This is a genomic window from Cyanobacteria bacterium FACHB-DQ100 (assembly GCA_014695195.1).
Classification (GTDB): Bacteria; Cyanobacteriota; Cyanobacteriia; order Leptolyngbyales; family Leptolyngbyaceae; genus Leptolyngbya.
Map to the genome: position 1 here is coordinate 47,465 of JACJNW010000039.1, position 20,987 is coordinate 68,451.

A 20,987-nucleotide genomic window follows, 5' to 3' on the forward strand; every position below is an offset into this window, starting at 1 on the left:
TGGCTGAAATACCGATTCTATCGTTCAGTAATTTTGATCTAGCAGCGGATTGTTACGTTTCTTGATGTTGATCTTCTGGCAGCGATCGCGCAGAATGTAGCGACTAACCGAAAGCGTTCAGCCGAGCCGCGATACAAGATTTCCACAGCCCTGGAGATTGGAAAGAGCGACCGGACTGGCGTAGATTTCTGTTGCAGATTTTTGCAGAAATTCGAGGGTTAGCTCACCTACTGACGATTCATTATTTGAGGTTTGATGGATATGGATAGCAATATCAGTCTTTTTGTTGAAATTCCCGAAGCCCTACATCAATCATTCCAGTCGTTTCTCGATTCCCGTCCCGATTGGGATCAAGACCGAGTGATGTCTGCGGCGCTGTCTTTGTTCCTGCTGCAAAACCGCCCAGCAAATGAACGTCAAACCGATCGTCAGACAGCGCGGATTTATCTCGATTCCATCTTTAAGCGTCCGGTTGAACAGATTTAACTGTTTCGATTGGAACCTAGAAGCAGTGGATTAGAAGTCCGACGCTCTAGCATTCGGTCGAGCCGATTCAAGCATTATCGATTTCCGAACTGTACGTTCCTCATAACCTTGTTTGCCTCATCATGCCTTATCAGATTTCTGCGACAAAACTTCAGGCGTATAGTCGCTGTCCCTATGCGTACTATTTGCGGTACGAGCGGCGGCTTACGAGCAATGATTTCTTCGGTTCAGCAGCGTTGGGAACGGCACTGCATCAAGCGTTGGCAATGGTTCATCGGGACTGGCACTACCACGATTCTGTCCCCGATTTAGCCTGGGTGCATCGCTGCTGGGAAGAGCATTCAACCGGCTTGACTCCGAGCCAAGTTGAAGATGGTCGATCGATTCTTGAGCGTTATTACGAGAAGTTCATTTTGAATGCTCCGTCGTTACGCCAACCGTTAGCAGTTGAAGGAAGAATTCAGGCGTTTTTGCGCGTCGAAAGCCTCGAATTCTGTATTACGGGAAGATACGATCGGATCGACTATCTCAATGATGGGTTAGAGCTAATCGATTACAAGTCGAGCCGCGATCTGAAGGTTCCAGAGTCTGATGAGATGGATTTGCAGATCGGATTGTATTACCTGGCGTTGGAGCAGACTTATCAACAAAGTTTGAAGTATCTCACCTTGCTGTTTTTGCGAACGGGCGAGAAGGTTCGGTATCGAGCCACTCGCAGACATAAAAAGCAAGTGCAAGCGGTGATTTCAGATTTGGCGGTACGGTTGCGCCATGATGAAACATGGGAGCCAATACCAGGGAAGCAATGCGATCGTTGTGCATATTTCCGGTATTGTTCTGCGGTGAATGTTAACCCGGCTCCGTTGCCTACAACGGTTAGTGCAACTCCTGAGTTACAGCTTGCACTGGGATTGTAGAGTTTTGATATTGGTTCTTGGCTTCGTTTTGAGCGGAGGACTCATCGAACGGACGTTGTTTTCAGCATTGTTCAATATTGTTCAATGCCTTGGGTGGGTGTGCAGTATGAATCGTTTTATTGCTTACGCTAGAAAGTCTTCTAGCGCTCCGTTTCTCGTTTCAATTTATCGGGATTACCAAACCTTCAGTGGTTACGGTGCGGTTTGTTATTCTGCTCGCGATCGTCGAACCATTCAAAAACCGCGCCAAGTCACTCAAGAGATTGTCTATTCCCCTACCTGGAAGTCGAGCTAGAGTCGATCGATAGTTCATATTGAGTCGTTTTAGCTGTATTGGGAACAATCACGATCTCATAGATGCCTGATCGAGTGACCTTTCCCGTCCAGGTTAATTGATCAAAGCTTTTCAGCAGCGTTGCATTGTCAGTAATGATCCAAACGCTGACCGACTCTGCTTTTAGGTTGAGCTTCAATGTTTGACCTTGTTTGAATTGCGATCGGTAAACTTTTCCGATTCCATTCTTAAGTGTTCCACTTGCACGAGCAGGGAGCGTTTCAAATTTGCTTTTGGTGATTTGGTCGCGGGCGATCGCATACCAGATTTGACCAAAGGTTCTGGGATTGAGAACTTTTCCTTCCTGTTCTGGGAAGTACGAGACAAATTGAGCATCGGTGAGCAGTTCGATTGCTCGTTCGCTGATCTCTTTATTGCTCGATAGCCAAGCATTGTAGTTAACACGTTTGTAGGTTCCAATGTCGCTACGAGCTTCTTGGCTTAATGTTTCTAGATGCTCTAGAAGCTTCTCTGGTGTTTGAACTCCCTTTGAGTCATCAACAATTTGCTGAAGCAGATTATCTCGAAGTCCTAATCGTTTCGATCGTTGCTGAACCGTTTCTTTGGCGGTTGCGGTTGGTGATGCTGTAGTATCCAGTGCGATCGGAGGTGATGTCTGTAAATTTGGTAGATAGTTGATCAGTCGATAAGCTGAGATTGCAGCCAGTCCGATCAGCACGAATGTAAAGACGATCGCAGCAAAATCCGGTTGATATGATGCCGATAAAGCTTGCATGACTTTTGCAGCCGAGGAATAACGGCTTTGCGGATTGGGAGAAAGCATTCGATCAAGGACTTGCGCTAATCGAGACTGAACATCAGCGCGATCGCGCCATTTCCAGGATTGTGTTGTTTCGTCGTAGAGTTCTTTCGGTTCGCATCCTGTCAGCAGCACGATCGATAAAACAGCTAACAGGTATAAATCTGCATCAAATTCCCGCTCTACAAAGCTCGCTTGCGTGAACTCGGCTAGCATTAATGAGCCATCTAAACGCTGAATAATCGAATTGAGAGAAAGATTTTGGTGTGCAATCTCTCGTCGTTGCAGCGATCGCAGAATTGCTAGAATTTGCTTGAAAAACTGCGTCACTTCCTTTTCTGAGAAGATTCGTTTTTGCTCGAATAACTCACGATAGGAATGACCCTCCGTATAATCACGAACTAAGTAAAACCGATCAAAATCCACGATCGCGGCTTGATAGTGCGCCACCTGACGAAGCTTTAAAGCTGGCAGCAATTCCTCATATTGTTCTTGCAAAAACGGTAACGCGCTTGGATCAATTGCAGAGATTTCTTCTAAGACACAAACCCCTTTTGTCGTTTGGTCGATCGCTAGATAGACCCATCCTGCTGCACTTTGATGCAGAATCTTTAAGACGCAGTAGCGGTCGCCCAAAATCGTATCAACAGACAACGGTGTTTGCATCACAAATCATTCAGCCAAGATCTAACTCTTGACTAATCATAGTATTTGTGTACTAAAATAGCATGATTCGATCGTAAAAGCGCGACAATCCAAATATGAAAAAAAGATAAACTTTACCTGTTATCAGATAAAAAAATTGAGGCACTCTAGCGATATCAAACTTACGACCTCTCTAATGCTGTGGGCAGTCCGCAACGCTGCCTGCTGCAATCGATGGCGTAAGTATGCTTCTTAATCTATAGGTGTTCTCATGCGTCCTAACCCTTTGACTGACTCGCGCCCCAAAATTAGCACGATGCCCCGTCCCCAAACGGAAGCAACAGCCTACCTGAATCTGTACAAACTCGCGATCGAGAAGAAGCGTCTTCAAACCGAACTTGACTCGATCGAACAGCGCCGCCATCGCATTCAAAAGCGATTATCATTTCTCGAAAGCCAGGTTTCTGAGATGCAAAGGGCATCGACTCCTAAGCTAACTTCTGTCACAAAAATTTCAGCTTCTGACTCTGCTCTGAATACCCTATTTTTAGAGTATTAAACAAGCCTGAATCGTTGGCTAGAAAGCGCGATCATTTCATACGATCGCGCTTTTTCGTTTGCATATTTTGTTTAAACATTTCGATGTTTGAGTTCGATCACGTTACAACTGATGCCGCTGCATGGAGCATTCTCGAAGCAGAATTTAATCCAGCGAGGCTTCACGCTCAAGAAACAGTTTTTACGATCGGCAATGGCTATCTCGGTACACGCTCAACGCTGAAAAGATTGTTTCAGTCTATACCTCGCGTAATACAGAATTTCCGCTATCGGTAGCACTCCGAAGATACGGCTTGGGCAATCGCATGGCAAACCAGCGCCATTGCGATCGAAGGTGATCCCGTTGCTCAAGTTAGCGTCCGCACTGATTTGTCGCAGAATCAAGCAGTTTGTGAGACGATCGAACCTTCAATCCAACTCGAATTTGCACCGCTATGAAATCTCAATGGGATTGTTTGCTGGAGAATTTAGGCACCTGGGAAGGTTCGTTTACACGGCTTTCACCCGCTGGGGAAGTTTTAGAAGATACCCCTTCGATCGTGTCTTTTGCCGGACTCAATCACAATCAAACCATGCGTCAGATTGTTCGTCTCGCTCCAGCAAATCAGCCCATCAGCGAGAAAGTTCTAGAGTACAGTTCACTCGGTCGCAATATTCTGCTGTTCGACAACGGCGCATTTTCTCAAGGTACGATTCAGTTTGCGCCGTTCTCAGAGTTTGGTGCGGAGTTGGGATTAATTCATGACGATCGCCGCCTCCGCCTCGTTCAACTATTCGACAAACAAGGTAAGCTCACCGGACTCACCTTAATTCGAGAAAAATTATCCGGTTCAGAAACACTAGAGCGTCCACCCCTTCAAGTTGAAGATTTGATCGGGGAATGGAAGGGAGCAGCGACGACCATTTATCCAGATTGGCGATCGCCCGATTCGTACACCACTGCTTTGAAAATTTGGCGCGAAGGTGAACGTCTACATCAAGAACTGAACTTCGGACGCACGATCGTCACCAGTGCTCAAATTGAAGGATCGCGATTGAGATTCGATCGAGGTGTTCAAATTTTGCTGCTTCCGAATGGAGCTTCATCCAACTGTCCGTTAGAAATTCAACCTCGTCAGCCTTTCGTGCTTGAAGTCGGCTGGCTTCTACAACCAAATCTAAGACAGCGCTTAATCCGCAGCTATAGCGATAAAGGTGAATGGGTTAGCCTTACATTAGTGACAGAGCATAAAATTGACTCATAATCCAACAATCCAACCACTTTATGGCACTTACAGTTAAGGATTTAGAAATACTCCAAACGCAGTGTCCAGACTATCGAATGGAGCTAGTGAATGGAGAGATTATTGTCATGAGTCCATCGGGGTATGAATCAGATGAAGTCACAGCAGAAATGATTCGACAGTTAGGAAACTGGGTTAGACCCAGAAAAATGGGTAGAGTGACTGCTTCTAGCGCTGGTTTCGTCTTACCGAACTCTGATACTCGTGCGCCTGATGTTTCCTTTGTGCAAGCAGAACGATTACGCCGCAGTCCCCGAAGCTTTGCCGAACTTGCTCCCGATTTGGTGGTTGAAGTTAAATCACCCAGCGACAGCATTACCAAGCTCAGAACCAAAATTGATGAATTTCTTGAGCTGGGAACCAGAGTCGGTATTCTAATCAATCCAGAGCAAGAGTGGGTCGAAATTCGTCGCAGTGGAGAAGATCCGATCGTTCTTCACAACGGCGACACAATCACAGCCCCCGATCTTCTTCCGGGTTGGGAAGCCAAAGTCGAAGATCTCTGGTCGCCGCAGTTCGATTAAACGCTCGACTCATCAACGAAGCCGCTTAGCAGCACTATCCTGTCCAGCTTGATGCAGAATTAATTGCGTTACCTGGCCTTGTTGGTCTTTGATGAACGTAATCTGAGCATCGACTTCTTTGGTAAAAAAGCGGGTTTCTGACTCAGGGAAAAGTTCTATCATAGGCTGACCCGTCGCCTGGGCGAAGAGGCGATCGCCTTCTTTAGTAATCGTCAGAATAAAGTTCGGAGAAAGTTCATAGCGTCCTACATAAGGTTCATACAGCTTGGGATTGACAACGATCGCTTTTCGCTCTTTTGGTGGCTCATGCTTCATTAGCGGAAACTGCTTCTCCAGAAGATGCAGTCCGATATCATCAATACTGTTACTGGAATTTGACAAAACTACGACTCCCAATCGCTTCTTTTTATCCAAGCCAATAAAGCTGCGATAGCCCCCTGTTCCACCGTTATGCCAAACAATCTCTCTACCGTACTTTCGGAAAATATGCCAACCCAAGCCGATGTCTAAATCAGGTGTTCCAGTTGGACGCTGAGCGACCTGCGTCCGCTGCATCGCAGGCACGAGATTAGACTCGATTAAGCCCAGATTTGCTGCCAGGAAATCTAAAAGATCCTGAGTTGTAGAGCGTAATGCTCCTGCCCCTGCCAAGGTTGGAAAATCCCAGCTTTTAGTAGGCTGACCTGTTGAAGTATGTCCTGTTGCGAGGCGCGATCGCAGCTCTGAAGATAACTGAATCTGAGTGCTTTCCATCTTTAGCGGCTGAGCAATTCGCGTTGTCACAAGCGTTTCGTAATTCATTCCAGACTCTAAGCTGAGGATCTGTCCGAGCAAGCCAAATCCTAGATTCGAGTATTCGTACTTCGTTCCGATATCTCTGGTTAATTGATGCCTGGATAAGAATTCATGCAGTTGCTCAACGGTGTAATCTGCGTAAGGATTTTCGGGGTCTTGTGGATTGAAATTATCCGGCAGTCTAGGTAATCCAGAGGTGTGTGTAGCGAGATCGATTAGCGTAATTTCCTTTCCGTTCCGGTGAGGAACGCGAACAGATTTGGGCAGAAACCTTGAGATCGGATCGCTCAGCCTGAGTTCTCCCCGCTCTACGCAGTCTGCTAACAAGAGCGCCGTAAACACCTTGCTAATCGAGCCAATTTCAAAAACTGTATTCCCATCAGGCTTGCGAGAATCTGATTGCGCCAATCGTCCATGACTAACAATTTTGCGTCCTTCAGGTGTAATCAGTCCGACGACGATGCCCAGACTTTGTTTTTCCTGGTCAATGCGGCGTTGCAGAATGAGTTGCACTGCGTCAACGGATAAATCAGATTGAGGTAGTTTTGCTTGAGCGAGTGATCTCAGTTGCATCAGTCCAACCCCCGCACCTGCTAGAGCTAAAGCGATCCAAGGAACAGAAGATTTGATCATCGATCGTCTACCAATTCGATTCACATGACCACGACCACATGAGAGAAGATTTTGGCGTGTTAGCTCAAGCGATCGTGCATCATCTGATCATATGATCGAGCAATCTCGCTCCAATGCCTGCCGCAACAAATCTCGATAATCGCGATTGTTGATGACATAAGCGCCAAACCGCTCTAAGTGCGGATTCATCATCTGCGCATCAAATAGAACGAAATTGCGCGATCGTAAATGTTCCACCAGCTTCACCATCGCCACTTTCGAGCCGTCCGGGATTCGAAAGAACATCGATTCCCCAATAAACGCTCCCCGCAGCGACAATCCCAGAATGCCACCCGCAAGCTGATCGCCTTGCCAGGTTTCAAAACTATGCGCCCAGCCTGCTTGATGCAACGTCCAGTAAATTTCCTTGAGGTCATCTGAGATCCAGGTTGATTCACGATCGGCACAACCCTCGACTACCGCCTCAAACGCTTGATTAATTGCCACGGTAAATCGATTTTGATTCAATACCCGTCGTAGCGATTTGGGATATTGAAACCGCTCATCTAGAGGAATCAAAGTTCGTTCACGACTGGTATACCAGGCTAAATCTTTACCTGACTCATTCGACATCAAGAAATAACCTTGAGCGTAACCTTCAAGAATCGAAGGCACATCAATTCGCATAACCTAGCTCCGAAAGGCGTTGTAACAGGGATACTGAAACGATATAGTTTGAATAGCCTTGTTTGGGGGAAAGTAGCATGATTGAACCCATCCCACCGATTACGTTACCGCCCGCGAAGCATCCGGAGCAAGAAGCGGTTTGGCTTGAACAAAAATTGCTGCGGTGGCTCGATGAGGAATTTCTCCCAGAACCCGCCAACCGAAGAATCGCAGAACGGGCTGCCCAAATCTACAAGCGCCACCGCATGGAAGACGAAAACGATTTGGGGTCGCTAGTAATTGCGATTATCGCAGAGATGCAATCGTTCGACTTTTCTGACAGTTTTTATGGAGAATTTGCGATCGCCAATGCTGTGAGCGATTTACTCATGGACAGCTTAGGGGTCGATCGCTGTTGTGGGCAGTGAAATTCTGGAGAAGTGAAATTTTGGATTTCAGATGCACTGATCCAAAATCCAAAATTTTCTTACCAGCTTGATTTCACTACGCCAGGCAGTAATCCGGCGTGTGCCATTTCCCGAATACAGTGCCGTGACAGCCCGAAATCGCGATAGAAACCTCTCGGACGACCGGTTGCCCAGCAGCGATTTCTCACCCGGACTCTTGCGCTATTGCGTGGGAGCTGTTGAATTTTGCGATGAATTTCTAGCTTTTCGGTTTGAGTCGTGGCAGCCGCAAACTGTTCCTTCAGAGCCGCACGCTTTTCTGCGTACTTCTCGACGGTGCGTTCGCGCTTTCTCTCACGCTCAATCATGCTTTTCTTAGCCATGAATGATGTTTGACCTTCTGATAAAAGACACTATTTTTGATTCTACTCAAAAATTGCAGCTTTCTACGAGGTTGTGCGAGATTCCTTCAGGCTTTTCTTTGCTGGCAGAGCGGCGAGAGGGGCGGACGGGCAAAGATCAGCGAGAGCACAACGATCGCACTGCGGATTCCGAGCATTACATACAGCCCGACCGTGATACACCAACCGAATCGACCAGTTTTCCCAGTCCGGTTGCGGTAAGAGCTTCATCAAATCCCGCTCAACCTTCACAGGCTCGGTGTTCTTGGTTAAACCTAATCGATACGATAATCGCTTGACGTGCGTATCGACTGTAACCCCCAAGTTCACGCCAAACGCATGAGCCGAAACGACATTTGCAGTTTTACGGGCAACACCGGGGAGACTGGTGAGGTCTTCCATCGATCGCGGCACTTCCCCGCCATACTTTTCCATGATGATGCGACAAGCTGCCTGAATATTTTTGGCTTTGTTGCGGTAGAAGCCGGTCGATCGTACTAATTCTTCAAGCTCAGAAAGATCAGCGCCTGCCAAAGCCGCCGCATCAGGAAAGCGGCGAAACAAGGCAGGCGTGACGGTATTAACTCGTTCATCGGTGCATTGAGCCGCCAGGATCGTTGCTACCATTAATTGAACTGGAGTGTCATAATCCAACGTGCAAGGAGCTTCTGGATAAAGCTTTTTCAGTCGCACCAAGATCTCTAATGCACGTTGTTTGGTTGCAGAAAGTCGTCTAGTTGTCGTCACTGTGGAATGAGATTCACCGTGTCACGGATGATCAGAAAAACGCCTAATCCCAGTAATAGCATTAATCCGGTCTGCATCACGCCGTCCTGAATGCCAGACGGAACAGGTTTACCGCGAAGACCTTCTACCAACAGGAATGCAAGCTGTCCGCCATCAAGTGCGGGAAGCGGCAGGATGTTGATAATCGCTAAGTTGATGCTGATTAATGCTGTGAAGTTGAACAAGCTAGCAAAGTCAGTTTTAGCAATTCTTGCGCCTGTTGCCACGATCGCAACTGGGCCAGCCACTTGATTTGCAGTGTTACCAAAATTGCTAATCAGTTGTCCAAAGCCTTGCACCGTTAACACTACAATTCGCTGAAACTCGTTTGCCGCCATTGTGAACACTGCGATCGGGTTACTGGCACGTTTGTAGTAAACGATTTTTCCATTGGGTTGAGTCTTAAAGTGCGGCTGCAATTTGACTCCGATCTTGCCTTTGCCGTTGTCGTCTTGCGGCGTGACATTGACCGTTACAGGCTGCCCTTTGCGCTCGATCGACAATTGCAACGGTTTTCCGGGGCTCGTCTCGATCGTTTGTCTGAGCGTATTCATCGCAGCATCAGATGCACCGAGTGATTTGCCGTTAATCCCAACGACAACATCTCCGTTTTGGATGCCTGATTGAGCAGCGACACCTTCCGCGATCGCTTCTGGCACAATCACACCGGGATTGTACTCAATTGTGGGCAGTCCGACGAATGCCATTTGTCCGACCAAGATAAAGTAAGCAAAGATCAGATTCGCGATTACGCCAGCGCTGATGACGATCGCGCGATCGAGTACCGGACGATTTTTTAACAAATTTGGGTCATCTGGCGGAATCGTACTTTCTGGGTCATCGTCAGGGAATCCAACAAAACCCCCAAGCGGCAGGGCGCGAAGGGCGTATTCGGTTTGTTCACCCTGATATCTCAGTAAGATCGGGCCAAAGCCGATCGAAAAGCGATTTGCATAAATTCCCTGAAGCCTTGCCGCCAGGAAATGACCGAGTTCATGTACAAAGATCAGAACTGCCAGAAGAAGAATAACCGCCAGAACAGACATAAGCAGTAAAAGTTAAGGCTCGATGAAGAACGTTTTTCTTATTCTAGAGGTTTCGTCTTGCCGTTACGAATCTTCACGGCACAAATCGGTAGAAAGGAGTAGTTCACGATCGCTACTGTATCCGGGTGAATTGAGCTTCTGAACTACAATAAAGCCAACTCGTACAAGGAAAAGTCTCATGAGTCAGCTAAATACTCAGGTGCAGATGGAAGCCTGGATTTCGATGTCTTGGGAAGAGTTTATCCGAATCACTGAGACTCCTGCCTATGCCAAGGTTAAGGCTTACTATTACAACGGACGAATGAGGCTCGAAGAAATGGCAGCACTGGGTAATCCGCATTCTCGTGATCACTACATTGTGATTGCTGCTATATCAATTTTCACCGGGATTCTAGGTCTTGATATTGATGGTCATGATAATTGCACCTATCGCAAAACTGGGTGCGCTGAAGTTCAGCCCGATGTGTCGTTCTACGTGGGTGAAAATGCAGAGATTGTACCCTGGGAAGCGACGATCATCGATCTGGATCGGTATCCTGCTCCAGATTTGGTAATTGAAGTTGCGTATTCCTCTTTGGCCGACGATCGCGGTGAAAAACGCTTGCTCTACGAATCGTTAGGCGTGAAGGAATACTGGATTATTGATGTGCAGAATGCGAGTATTTGGGCATTTGCGGTTGCCGATCGTGGAAGTCGGCGGATTGACTGTTCGATCGTTCTACCCGGTTTAGAAATTGCGGTCTTGGAAGAAGCCTTTCGCCGCAGTCGGGAGATGAATCACGGCAAGGTGAGTGCTTGGCTGATGAATCAGTTTCAGTCTGAGATGAGTTGAGTTTGGAGTGTGATCGTTCTCTTCGCTTTGGAGTTATTGGAGGAGCGATCGTGTTGTTGCATGATCTGAAAATACCAGCCTTGAATACAACAAAAAATCCCAATTCCAACTCGAAACGTAATCCTTCCCCCTCTCGATCGCATTATTCCACCTCAACGCACGATCGTTCCTGCAAAAAGTGTGAACGTTCTAGTTCAATTGATGAAAGTTCTTGCTCTCAACGTGAAAGTTCTCGCTTAAAGCATGGAAATTCGTGCAAAAAGTGTGAACGTTCCAGTCTGCAATAGGAACGTTTACACCTTTTAGAGAATAGTTGTATGTTGAAACACGATCGCTGGACAAAACGATCGCACAATCTCCATTTTTTACAGCACTTCACGACCCAAATAAGGCTGCAATGCCTCCGGAACTTTCACTGTTCCATCCGCTTGCTGATAGTTTTCTAAAATTGCTGCCATCGTTCGTCCGATTGCCAATCCCGATCCATTCAGCGTATGCACAAATTGTGTTCCTTTCTGCCCCGCTCCCTTAAATCGAATATTGCCCCGACGCGCTTGGAAGTCCATAAAATTCGAGCAGCTTGAGATTTCGCGGTATGTTCCCGCTGATGGTAGCCAGACTTCAAGGTCATAACATTTTGCTGCACCGAAGCCTAAATCTCCGGTGCAAAGCTCGATCGTGCGATATGGCAGTTTCAGCACTTCTAAAATCGCTTCTGCATTTCGCACTAAGCTTTGATGTTCCTGCTCGGAAGTTTCAGGATGCACTAGCTTTACTAACTCAACTTTATTGAACTGATGCAGTCGAATTAAGCCGCGTGTATCTCTGCCATAGCTTCCTGCCTCACGACGAAAACAAGGCGTATAAGCACAGTGATGAATTGGTAATTGTTCGGCAGGAATGATCTCATCTCGGTATAGATTTGTCACCGGAACTTCGGCAGTCGGAGCTAACCACAAATCATCGTCAGAACATTTGAAGCTTTCTTCGGCAAATTTGGGTAACTGTCCGGTTGCAGTCATCGATCGAGAATTAATCAACACCGGAGGTAGCACTTCCACATAACCCGCAGCAATTTGCTGATCCAACATAAGTTGAATCAATGCCCGTTCTAACGCCGCACCCGCACCCATCAGAATTACAAATCGGCTCTGAGCAATTTTGGTTGCCCGTTCTGTGTTGAAAATTCCAAGCTTTTCAGCAATCTCGTAATGGGGTAGAACTTCGATCGCGGGCTTAAACTCATCGCCCCATCGCTTCACTTCCACGTTCTCGGTTTCGTCTTTGCCGATCGGTGTCGTCTCACTCGGCAAATTCGGAAACGTCAACAATAGCGTTTCAATCTGATCGCGAATTTCTTTTTCTCGCGGCTCTAACTCGCTCAATTTTGCCTTCAGTGCATTTCCTTCTTCGCGCAGAGGCTGAACTTCTGGATTTTTCGGATCAGCCTTCATCATCTGACCAACTAGCTTTCCGATCTCATTACTTCGGGCTTGGAGTTGCGATCGCTCAACCTCTAACTCGCGACGCTGCTGATCGAGCGAAACGATCGCAGGAATGTCATAGCTACCCCCGCGCTGATTCAGCTTGGTTTGCACAAGGTCAGGATTTTCACGAATTAGCTTCAGGTCAAGCACAATACAACTTCCAAAACGATAATTTTCCGGGCAGAAACGCCCAACAATCAGGATACATCGACATTGTAGAGATGAATCGGAGAAGCCGGAGTGCGATCGTAGCCTTATGCACTAAATCAGTCTTAACAAAGCGAAACTAATATCTCGAAAAATATCTCAATCATTTGTTACAAGCTTGAGTTTTGCTTCTATCTCTGAAAAGTTCTACAAATCAATCAGTAAAGCAGGTTTGGAAATCTTAAGAAATTATTAACTTAAAGAAAGTACACGCTTTGCGTCTAAATCTTCTCAGCAAATTGGGCAAATCTTATCCTTGATCCCGTGAAATCCCTGATCTAGCAATACTTTCGTTAAATATTTCGTTGGAGGTGATACAAATCAATAACTTGTAACAAAATCAGACGCTACAGCATTGTATAAAAGGAAATCGAAGGGGAAAACAACAAAACAAACCCGCTTAAAACACCATCTGAAATAGGGTTCGCACTTTCTCATAGAAATGTGACAGTCTCTCAGATTTCTAACAAAACTCAACATATCGAGTTTTTGAGGAGTGTTCTTAATTCAGAGCGTGGGGTTGTATTCCCCCAAGTCCATCAACCCTCCAAATGGCTTCAGAAACACCTTCCAGTTCTGAACCAAATCGAACTCATACCCAGTTTTTAGGAGAATTCCAATGTTAGATGCATTCGCAAAGGTGGTCTCTCAGGCTGACGCTAAAGGCGAATTCCTGAGCGCTGGTCAACTCGATGCCCTGACCGCAATGGTTCGTGACGGCAACAAGCGCTTGGACGTTGTTAACCGCGTCACCAGCAATGCTTCCACCATCGTTGCTAACGCAGCTCGCGCATTGTTTGAAGAGCAACCCCAACTCATCGCACCTGGCGGTAACGCTTACACCAACCGTCGCATGGCTGCTTGTCTGCGCGACATGGAAATTATCTTGCGCTATGTAACCTATGCAGCCATCGCTGGTGATGCTAGTGTTCTCGACGATCGCTGCTTGAACGGTCTGCGTGAGACCTACCAAGCATTGGGCGTTCCTGGTGGCTCCGTTGCTGCTGGTGTTGGCAAGATGAAAGACGCTGCGATCGCAATTGCGAATGACCCCAACGGTATCACCAAGGGTGACTGCAGCTCGCTGATGTCTGAATTGGCTAGCTACTTCGATCGCGCTGCTGCTGCAGTTGCGTAAATTTCTAGCGCAATCTCCTTTGCTATTTGCCGATTGAGATCGGAACAGTAGCAAAAATTCAAACTTTACTTTTTTCTTAACGATAAACCCAAAGGGAGAGACTGACAATGAAGACCCCGATTACTGAAGCGATCGCTGCTGCAGATACCCAAGGACGTTTCTTAAGCAACGCTGAAATGCACCAAGTGTATGGACGTTTCGAGCGCGCTGCTGCTGCTATGGAAGCTGCACGTTCCTTGACCAACAATGCTCAAAAACTGACCGACGGTGCTGCAAATGCGGTTTACCAAAAGTTTCCTTACACCACCCAAATGCAAGGAAACAACTTCGCAGCAGATGCTCGTGGTAAAGCAAAATGCTCGCGTGACATCGGCTACTACCTCCGCATGGTGACCTACTGCTTGGTCGCTGGTGGAACAGGCCCGATGGATGAGTACCTGGTTGCTGGCTTGGCTGAAATCAACAGCACCTTCGATCTGTCTCCGAGCTGGTACGTTGAAGCTTTGAAGCACATCAAAGCGAACCATGGTTTGACGGGTCAAGCTTCAGTTGAAGCGAACGCTTACATCGACTACGCGATCAACGCTCTGAGCTAACATCGCCTTGCCCGGAAAGGTATGCGGTTCGCTGGCAGATGCTGGCTATTGTTTACCCTTCCGGGCATTGTTTTATCAAAATTCGGGTTAGCGATCGGCGATCGGGATTGCTCATAAGCCTGATGGCTGAACGCTGACGCAGTTTGAGTCTGTAGAATTACGTTCGCCGTTGACTTTGGAGAACTCGATACAATGGCTATTACAGCAGCAGCGGGGCGGCTTGGAACCGCGCCTTTTCAGGAAACTCCTAAGGTGGAACTTCGCCACCCTTGGGCAGAAGGTGATGTAGAAGCAGTGGTTCGTGCAACTTATCGTCAGGTGTTGGGCAACGATTACCTGATGAAGTCTGAACGATTGACAGGTGCAGAGTCGCTGTTACGCAACGGCAAAATCACGGTCAGAGAGTTTGTCCGCGCCGTCGCAAAATCAGAACTATATAAAGAGAAGTTTTTGTATAACAACTTCCAAACGAGAACGATCGAACTGAATCACAAGCATTTGCTCGGTCGTGCTCCGTTTGATGAAGCAGCAGTGATTGAACACCTGGATATTTATCAAAACCAGGGGTTTGATGCTGAGATCGATTCTTACATTGACTCGGAAGAATACGAAGCAAACTTTGGCGACAATGTTGTGCCGTACTACCGGGGCTTCCAGTATGAAACTGGTGCGAGAAGCATCGGCTTTACGAACTTGTTCAAGCTGTATCGTGGGTATGCGAACAGCGATCGTTCTCAAACGGGTGGCAATAACACTCGCTTGGCACGGAACCTAGCAAGAAATGAAGCTTCGACGATCGCGCAGCCGTCTCAATCAAGCGGCGGTTGGGCACACTTCAGCGCTTCCAGCGATATTGCACCGAAGAAGGCACTCGGCGGTTCGTATGGCGAAAGTGGTCGGATCTATCGGCTCGAAGTTGCTGGCATTTTAGGTGCTGGCTATCCGAAAGTGCGTCGCTCCAGCACCGCTTATCTGCTCCCTTACGAACAACTGTTGCCGAAGATGCAACAGATTCACCGCACTGGCGGAAGAATCGTGAGCGTTACACCCGCGTAGATTCTGCTGAATCGAGGATTAGTGGTCTAGTCCTCGATTTTTCACTTGCAATACAAGGAGTTTCAAATCATGCTCGGTCAAACCGCCGTTGGCAGCGCCGCAACCACTCAATCGGGCGCTCGAATGTTTCGTTATGAAGTCGTCGGCTTGCGCCAAAACGACCAAACCGATCGCAACAACTATCAAATTCGCAATAGCGGCAGTGTGTTCCTCACCGTGCCCTACAACCGCATGACCGAAGAGATGCAGCGGATTGCTCGCTTGGGCGGTCGCATTGTCAGCATCACCCCGCTGACACAGGTAGACACATCCGCAAATCAAGAGTAAGTCAACCTTAACCTCATCGAACTATCGTGCTGGAATCTACGTCCGATCTTGAATCGTCACCTGAAGCACTCGGAGCCGAACCGTTAACGGTAGAGCAAGCGATCGCAAATTTATCCGATACCGATACAAGTTTGCGGTACTACGCGGCTTGGTGGCTGGGGAAGTTTCAGATCAAAGATTCGAGGGCGATCGATGCATTGATTCGAGCATTGGAAGACGAAGACGATCGCACCGAAATGGGCGGCTACCCGTTGCGGCGCAATGCAGCACGGGCATTGGGGAAATTAGACGATCGTCGAGCGGTTCCTGGGCTGACTCGCTGCCTTGAGTGTGATGACTTTTACGTACGGGAGTCAGCGGCTCAAGCCCTGGGATTGCTCGGTGATGCGTCTTGTGTTCCTCAATTGATGACGCTCCTTGAAGGTGGAATCGAGGTTGCACAGTTTGTTCCAGATCGCCCACATCTAGTGCAGCCCGTTGAGGCAGTGCTAGAAGCGCTGGGAGCATTAGGAGCAACGGAAGCGATCGATTTAGTTCGTCCGTTTCTCGATCATTCGGTGGCACGAGTTCAATATGCTGCGGCGCGATCAATGTATCAGCTCACTCGCGATCCGGTTTACGGAGAGCAGTTGGTACAAGCGCTACAGGGGAATGATGTGCAACTGAGGCGATCGGCATTAGCAGACTTGGGCGCGATCGGATATATTCCGGCGGCTGACGCGATTGCCGCTGCTCCGGTAGAAAACAGCTTTAAGCTGCTGTCTTGTAAAGGCTTGCTTGATTATCATCTGCGGGAAACGGGCGATCCGCTTTCTTCAGATGCCATCAAGCTCATGACCCTCATGGATCAATTATTGTGAACGGTAAGCGGTGATTCGGGAGCGAAGCTCTCGAACCTGGATCGCCAAATTGCCCCCTCACGAGGACTCTATGATTGCAACTGATCCCACAATTCAATCGCTGATTCAAGCGGTCGAAGCAGCAGACTCTCCTGCCAAATTGGTCGGAGCCGTTCGCGCTTTGGCACAAACACGATCAACCGCAGCCATACCGACGCTGATCCGCGCGCTTGGGTTTAACAATCCGGGTGCAGCATTAGCGGCGGTTTCTGGTTTAGTGGCGCTGGGTGAAGAAGCAGTGCCCGACTTGTTAGCGCAAATTGATGGCTATAACTATGGGGCGAGGGCTTATAGTTTACGAGCGTTAGCGGCGATCGCTGACCCACGTGCCCTAGACGTATTGATCAAAGCGGCAGAAGCAGACTTTGCACCAAGCGTCCGGCGAGCAGCTATTAAAGGATTGGGACAACTACGCTGGCAACAACTTGAACCCACAGAACGCGAATCAGCTCAGTCTCAAGCTTTGAAAACACTATTGTTGGTTGCTCAGGATGCAGATTGGGCAAATCGCTATGCCGCGATCGTGGGGCTACAAAGTTGGATTACTTCTGCGGATTTAGTCAATCGATCCAGTGCGCTCGATCAACTCGATCAGCTTGCTCAAACAGATCCTGATGGTGCGGTTCGGGCTAGAGCCACACTTGCGAAACAACACCTTGCTTAAACTTATTGGGTTTCTCTAATGGCAATCCCACTTCTAAACATTAATCCAAAAACACAGAATCAGCGCGTTAATGGTTACGACGTGCTTGATGAAGATGATCCAGTGATTTATCGCCTTGCGGATGCCCGATCGGCGGAAGATCTCGATCGTCTGATTTGGGCAGCCTATCGCCAGATTTTTGCGGAACAACTAATTCTCAAAAGTCATCGTCAGGTCAACCTAGAATCGCAATTACGCAACCGTAGGATCAGCGTTGCTGATTTCATGCGCGGGTTGGGTAAGTCCGACGTTTATCGCGAATTGGTTGCTGACACAAACTCGAACTATCGCTTAGTTGATATCACCCTGAAGCGCTTTCTGGGACGAGCTTCTTATGGTCAAGATGAACAGATCGCAAAATCGATCGTCATCGCCACCAGAGGCTTACATGGTTTCATTGACGACATTGTTGATAGCGAAGAATACCGCGAGAACTTTGGCGATGACATTGTGCCGTATCAACGCCGTCGCTTAGAAGGTCGTCCGTTTAACTTGAGCAATCCCCGCTATAGCGACTTCTGGCGCAATCGGCTTTTAGAACGTGAGTTGGCGACTCGCTCCTACTATCAAGTTCGCAGCTACAATGCTGGCGACTTGGATAGAACAGTGATTCGTCAAGCGATTCCGTTTACGTTCTTGAACATGGCACAAGGCATGAGTACACCGCATCTCGATACACAACGCCATGTGGCAAGAGCAACATCGAGCGCGGTTCAAGTACCCGATTCAAGCCGTGAAGCTGCTGCGGTAACGAAGCCGACCGTGAGCCGTCCGAAGGTTAATTTGCCGTATAGCTATCTTCCCAACACTCCGAAAGTTTAGTTTAGAGTTTTTGGGAAAGTGCGATCGCGAAACGTTTCTAGCTTGAACTCGATGAGTCTTTCCGCTTCGGAATGAACGGATTGCTGCCCCCTAAATCTCCCATTTTGGGGAATTTCGAGCCAAAACTCCAATTCAAAGTCCCCCACTCGTGGGGGATTTAGGGGGCTTCTCCGAATTCACAACCGCAGCGAACCCCGTATAAATTCTTTACCCTTGATTTACCATGTCGATCCCTCTACTTGAGTACAAGCCCTCCTCGCAGAATCAGCGAGTCGATGGGTACGAAGTTCCAGGCGAAGATACTCCCTATATCTATCGGCTCGAAGATTGTGTCGATCAAACGGATATCAGTGAGCTGATTTGGGCAGCTTACCGCCAAGTGTTCAGTGAGCACGTCATTCTGAAAAGCAGCCGTCAGACCAATCTGGAATCCCAGCTAAAAAATCGGGCAATTACCGTTCGCGATTTTGTACGCGGATTGGCAAAGTCTGAAACATTCCGATCGCTCGTGATCGATAAAAACTCAAACTATCGCCTAGTTGATGTCGCCCTAAAACGCCTACTCGGTCGCTCAGCCTACAACAACGAAGAAACGATCGCATGGTCGATCAAGATCGCCACGTTAGGCTGGGGTGGTTTCGTTGATGCTTTGCTCGATAGCGAAGAATACAGCACTGCTTTTGGTGACAACACCGTTCCCTATCAGCGGCGGCGCTACAAAGGTCGTCCGTTCAACCTGGTGACACCGAGCTATGCGGATTACTGGCGCGATCAAGAAGAAGCCGGACGCTACAAGTGGGGTGACATCAACAACTTCCGCGACTTGGCACGATCGCTGAGCATCAAAATGGTCGAGTTCAAGCCCGTTTCGACCGAAAACATCAGCATCCCTGACACCACCCGTAAAACTGCTCCGACCGGAACTCCAGCTTCGATTAGCACTGCTGCGGGTTTCCCCTTGCGCTAGGTTACGGTCTCACTAGACGTAGTTAAGGAGGTTCTTATGGGAACAACACTGCCCTTGTTGGAGTACAAACCCACGACTCAGGATCAGCGCGTTCAAAGCTTTGGCAAAGCTGACTTGAATGAAGATAGCCCGTATCTCTACCGCATCGAAGACAGTTCGACCCGGACTGAAATAGACACGCTGATCTGGGCAACCTATCGGCAAGTGTTTAACGAGCAGGAAACGTTGCAGTTTAATCGGCAGATTACGCTAGAAACTCAACTGAAGAATCGATCGATCACTGTTCGCGATTTTATTCGAGGCTTGGCAAAATCAGAACGGTTCTACCGTCTCGTTGTCGAAGCGAACAATAACTATCGCTTGGTCGAAGTCTGCTTAAAGCGGTTACTGGGTCGATCGCCTTACAACAAAGAAGAAACGATCGCGTGGTCAATCCAAGTGGCAACATTGGGATGGAGCAAATTCGTTGATGCTTTGATTGATAGCGCTGAGTATTCCGAAGCATTCGGAGACAACACTGTACCGTATCAGCGCAAACGAGTCACGGAGCGCCCTTACAGCTTCACGCCGCGCTATGGAGCCGATTATCGCGATCGACTCCCCAAACAAGGCGAACTGAAATTCGTTCAACCGTTCAAACCACAATTTGAACAGTTTGAGCGATTTAACTGGGAGAAATTCGTCAGAACCTCGGATTGGAAAACGGTTACGGCTGTTTCCGTTTCGACGTTGGGCTTGATTTTCTTTCTGTTACTGTTTTTCGCGGTGAACGGTTCGATTGGATAAATGCTCACAAGGGTACTACTTTCGGACACCAGACGCGAGATAATAGTTTCACGCGACTTGGATTTCTAATCATAAAAATCCATCCAAAATTTACCGCCGTTTATATTACGAGGGAGATTCTGACATGGCATTGCCATTGTTAGCTTACAAGCCGACCACCCAAAACCATCGGGTGAAAAATTTCGGCATTGCTGACCAAAACGAAGATACTCCTTACATCTATCGAATCGAAGATGTAAGCTCTTCAACGGATATGGAAGCTCTGATCTGGGCTACCTATCGTCAAGTGTTCAGCGAACATGAAACGCTGAAGTTTAACCGCCAAGTGACTTGCGAATCTCGTCTGAGAAACGGCGCAATCACAGTGCGCGATTTCATTCGTGAACTGGCAAAATCCGAGCGCTTCTACAGCACCGTTGTAGAAGTGAACAACAACTATCGCTTAGTGCAAATCTGCCTGAAGCGGTTCTTGGGTCGGGATTCCTATGACCGCAACGAGGAGGTTGCCTGGTCGATCGTCATCGGAACCAAAGGATTCAGCGGATTCGTTGATGCACTGCTCGACAGCGAAGAGTACACCAACGCTTTCGGTGACTACACCGTTCCGTATCAGCGTCGTCGTATGGAAGCGCGTCCGTTTAACTTGGTCACACCGCGTTACGGCGAAGATTTCCGCGACACGGTGGGAACCGTGAAGAACGATTGGCAGTTTGTGGTGCAGAACTACTACTCCAAGCGCTCTCAAGAACGTCGTCTGCCCGAAGGTGATCCGCGTCGCTTCCTCAGTGTGGCAGCCGCGATCGCGCCTAAATCGAACTATGGCAGCGTCGTAACTTCTGAAGACTACATGAGCAAAGTGCCGAACCGCAGTCGTCGTTAATTTCGTCGATCGTGGTTTAGCTGTAGGCTCGATTTTCGATTGCAGTCTGTTTCAGGCAGATTGGAGT

The 20,987-nt window shown here is 48.1% G+C and carries 26 protein-coding genes; 19 read left to right on the plus strand and 7 right to left on the minus strand.

Annotated elements, in window-relative coordinates; genetic code table 11:
- Positions 1 to 261 precede the first annotated feature (261 nt).
- The 3 genes from H6F51_22245 to H6F51_22255 all read left to right on the plus strand — a co-directional run bounded on the left by H6F51_22245 (position 262) and on the right by H6F51_22255 (position 1,698).
- The gene (locus tag H6F51_22245; GenBank protein ID MBD1825192.1) at positions 262 to 486 is read left to right on the plus strand and encodes a DUF2811 domain-containing protein; all 225 of its coding nucleotides are present in this window, start codon (positions 262 to 264) and stop codon (positions 484 to 486) included.
- A gap of 122 nt (positions 487 to 608) precedes the next feature.
- On the plus strand, positions 609 to 1,403 hold the full coding sequence (locus H6F51_22250) for a PD-(D/E)XK nuclease family protein (GenBank protein MBD1825193.1): 795 nt from the start codon (positions 609 to 611) through the stop codon (positions 1,401 to 1,403).
- A 106-nt stretch (positions 1,404 to 1,509) separates the two neighbouring features.
- Complete coding sequence (locus H6F51_22255; protein MBD1825194.1) at positions 1,510 to 1,698, plus strand: hypothetical protein; 189 nt, start codon at positions 1,510 to 1,512, stop codon at positions 1,696 to 1,698.
- Here H6F51_22255 and H6F51_22260 read toward each other — a convergent pair.
- The gene (locus H6F51_22260; GenBank protein ID MBD1825195.1) at positions 1,679 to 3,163 is read right to left on the minus strand and encodes a hypothetical protein; all 1,485 of its coding nucleotides are present in this window, start codon (positions 3,161 to 3,163) and stop codon (positions 1,679 to 1,681) included. The two genes, H6F51_22255 and H6F51_22260, sit on opposite strands and share 20 nt — an antisense overlap.
- A 250-nt stretch (positions 3,164 to 3,413) precedes the next feature.
- On the opposite strand from H6F51_22260, the gene H6F51_22265 reads away from it, so the two are divergent.
- The 4 genes from H6F51_22265 (at position 3,414) to H6F51_22280 (ending at position 5,507) form a co-directional block, all read left to right on the plus strand.
- Positions 3,414 to 3,701 (plus strand): hypothetical protein, encoded by a 288-nt coding sequence (locus H6F51_22265; GenBank protein ID MBD1825196.1) that lies wholly within the window; start codon positions 3,414 to 3,416, stop codon positions 3,699 to 3,701.
- A gap of 83 nt (positions 3,702 to 3,784) precedes the next feature.
- On the plus strand, positions 3,785 to 3,976 hold the full coding sequence (locus tag H6F51_22270; GenBank protein MBD1825197.1) for a hypothetical protein: 192 nt from the start codon (positions 3,785 to 3,787) through the stop codon (positions 3,974 to 3,976).
- Between the two features lie 158 nt (positions 3,977 to 4,134).
- Entirely contained in the window at positions 4,135 to 4,944 is an 810-nt protein-coding gene (locus tag H6F51_22275) for a DUF3598 family protein (protein MBD1825198.1), read from the plus strand.
- A 20-nt stretch (positions 4,945 to 4,964) separates the two neighbouring features.
- Positions 4,965 to 5,507: a Uma2 family endonuclease gene (locus H6F51_22280; protein ID MBD1825199.1), complete on the plus strand. Its 543-nt coding sequence runs from the start codon at positions 4,965 to 4,967 to the stop codon at positions 5,505 to 5,507.
- 12 nt (positions 5,508 to 5,519) lie between these two features.
- Here H6F51_22280 and H6F51_22285 read toward each other — a convergent pair whose 3' ends face one another.
- Positions 5,520 to 6,875: a serine hydrolase gene (locus H6F51_22285; protein MBD1825200.1), complete on the minus strand. Its 1,356-nt coding sequence runs from the start codon at positions 6,873 to 6,875 to the stop codon at positions 5,520 to 5,522.
- A 147-nt stretch (positions 6,876 to 7,022) separates the two neighbouring features.
- Positions 7,023 to 7,601: a leucyl/phenylalanyl-tRNA--protein transferase gene (locus tag H6F51_22290; protein MBD1825201.1), complete on the minus strand. Its 579-nt coding sequence runs from the start codon at positions 7,599 to 7,601 to the stop codon at positions 7,023 to 7,025.
- Between the two features lie 77 nt (positions 7,602 to 7,678).
- Between H6F51_22290 and H6F51_22295 the strand changes: the two genes are divergently transcribed.
- Positions 7,679 to 8,008, plus strand: coding sequence for a hypothetical protein (locus H6F51_22295; GenBank protein ID MBD1825202.1), 330 nt, complete (start codon positions 7,679 to 7,681; stop codon positions 8,006 to 8,008).
- A gap of 59 nt (positions 8,009 to 8,067) precedes the next feature.
- Here the strand turns inward: H6F51_22295 and rpsN are convergent, their stop codons facing one another.
- The 3 genes from rpsN to rseP all read right to left on the minus strand — a co-directional run bounded on the left by rpsN (position 8,068) and on the right by rseP (position 10,220).
- A complete protein-coding gene (gene rpsN / locus H6F51_22300) occupies positions 8,068 to 8,370 on the minus strand; it encodes a 30S ribosomal protein S14 (GenBank protein ID MBD1825203.1) in 303 nt (100 codons plus the stop codon).
- Between the two features lie 63 nt (positions 8,371 to 8,433).
- Complete coding sequence (gene nth, locus H6F51_22305; GenBank protein MBD1825204.1) at positions 8,434 to 9,135, minus strand: endonuclease III; 702 nt, start codon at positions 9,133 to 9,135, stop codon at positions 8,434 to 8,436.
- Complete coding sequence (gene rseP, locus H6F51_22310; protein MBD1825205.1) at positions 9,132 to 10,220, minus strand: RIP metalloprotease RseP; 1,089 nt, start codon at positions 10,218 to 10,220, stop codon at positions 9,132 to 9,134. The genes nth and rseP overlap by 4 nt, the downstream gene beginning before the upstream one ends.
- Positions 10,221 to 10,398: 178 nt before the next feature.
- Between rseP and H6F51_22315 the strand changes: the two genes are divergently transcribed.
- Complete coding sequence (locus H6F51_22315) at positions 10,399 to 11,052, plus strand: Uma2 family endonuclease (protein MBD1825206.1); 654 nt, start codon at positions 10,399 to 10,401, stop codon at positions 11,050 to 11,052.
- 365 nt (positions 11,053 to 11,417) lie between these two features.
- Here the strand turns inward: H6F51_22315 and serS are convergent, their stop codons facing one another.
- Positions 11,418 to 12,689, minus strand: coding sequence for a serine--tRNA ligase (gene serS, locus H6F51_22320; GenBank protein ID MBD1825207.1), 1,272 nt, complete (start codon positions 12,687 to 12,689; stop codon positions 11,418 to 11,420).
- A gap of 676 nt (positions 12,690 to 13,365) precedes the next feature.
- On the opposite strand from serS, the gene H6F51_22325 reads away from it, so the two are divergent.
- From H6F51_22325 to H6F51_22370, 10 genes are all read left to right on the plus strand, one after another.
- Positions 13,366 to 13,884: a phycocyanin subunit beta gene (locus tag H6F51_22325; GenBank protein ID MBD1825208.1), complete on the plus strand. Its 519-nt coding sequence runs from the start codon at positions 13,366 to 13,368 to the stop codon at positions 13,882 to 13,884.
- A gap of 107 nt (positions 13,885 to 13,991) precedes the next feature.
- Complete coding sequence (cpcA, locus tag H6F51_22330) at positions 13,992 to 14,480, plus strand: phycocyanin subunit alpha (protein ID MBD1825209.1); 489 nt, start codon at positions 13,992 to 13,994, stop codon at positions 14,478 to 14,480.
- 192 nt (positions 14,481 to 14,672) lie between these two features.
- Positions 14,673 to 15,536, plus strand: a complete 864-nt coding sequence (locus H6F51_22335; protein ID MBD1825210.1) for a phycobilisome linker polypeptide — start codon at positions 14,673 to 14,675, stop codon at positions 15,534 to 15,536.
- A gap of 69 nt (positions 15,537 to 15,605) precedes the next feature.
- Positions 15,606 to 15,863: a phycobilisome linker polypeptide gene (locus tag H6F51_22340; GenBank protein ID MBD1825211.1), complete on the plus strand. Its 258-nt coding sequence runs from the start codon at positions 15,606 to 15,608 to the stop codon at positions 15,861 to 15,863.
- 26 nt (positions 15,864 to 15,889) lie between these two features.
- Complete coding sequence (locus H6F51_22345; protein MBD1825212.1) at positions 15,890 to 16,723, plus strand: HEAT repeat domain-containing protein; 834 nt, start codon at positions 15,890 to 15,892, stop codon at positions 16,721 to 16,723.
- Between the two features lie 70 nt (positions 16,724 to 16,793).
- Positions 16,794 to 17,426, plus strand: coding sequence for a HEAT repeat domain-containing protein (locus tag H6F51_22350; GenBank protein ID MBD1825213.1), 633 nt, complete (start codon positions 16,794 to 16,796; stop codon positions 17,424 to 17,426).
- An 18-nt stretch (positions 17,427 to 17,444) separates the two neighbouring features.
- Positions 17,445 to 18,287, plus strand: coding sequence for a phycobilisome rod-core linker polypeptide (locus H6F51_22355; protein MBD1825214.1), 843 nt, complete (start codon positions 17,445 to 17,447; stop codon positions 18,285 to 18,287).
- Between the two features lie 223 nt (positions 18,288 to 18,510).
- Positions 18,511 to 19,254 carry a phycobilisome rod-core linker polypeptide gene (locus tag H6F51_22360; protein MBD1825215.1) on the plus strand — a complete coding sequence of 248 codons (744 nt, stop codon included), beginning with the start codon at positions 18,511 to 18,513 and terminating at the stop codon, positions 19,252 to 19,254.
- A gap of 36 nt (positions 19,255 to 19,290) precedes the next feature.
- Positions 19,291 to 20,040: a phycobilisome rod-core linker polypeptide gene (locus H6F51_22365; protein MBD1825216.1), complete on the plus strand. Its 750-nt coding sequence runs from the start codon at positions 19,291 to 19,293 to the stop codon at positions 20,038 to 20,040.
- Positions 20,041 to 20,164: 124 nt separating this feature from the next.
- Entirely contained in the window at positions 20,165 to 20,920 is a 756-nt protein-coding gene (locus H6F51_22370; GenBank protein MBD1825217.1) for a phycobilisome rod-core linker polypeptide, read from the plus strand.
- The last annotated feature ends 67 nt before the right edge of the window (positions 20,921 to 20,987 follow it).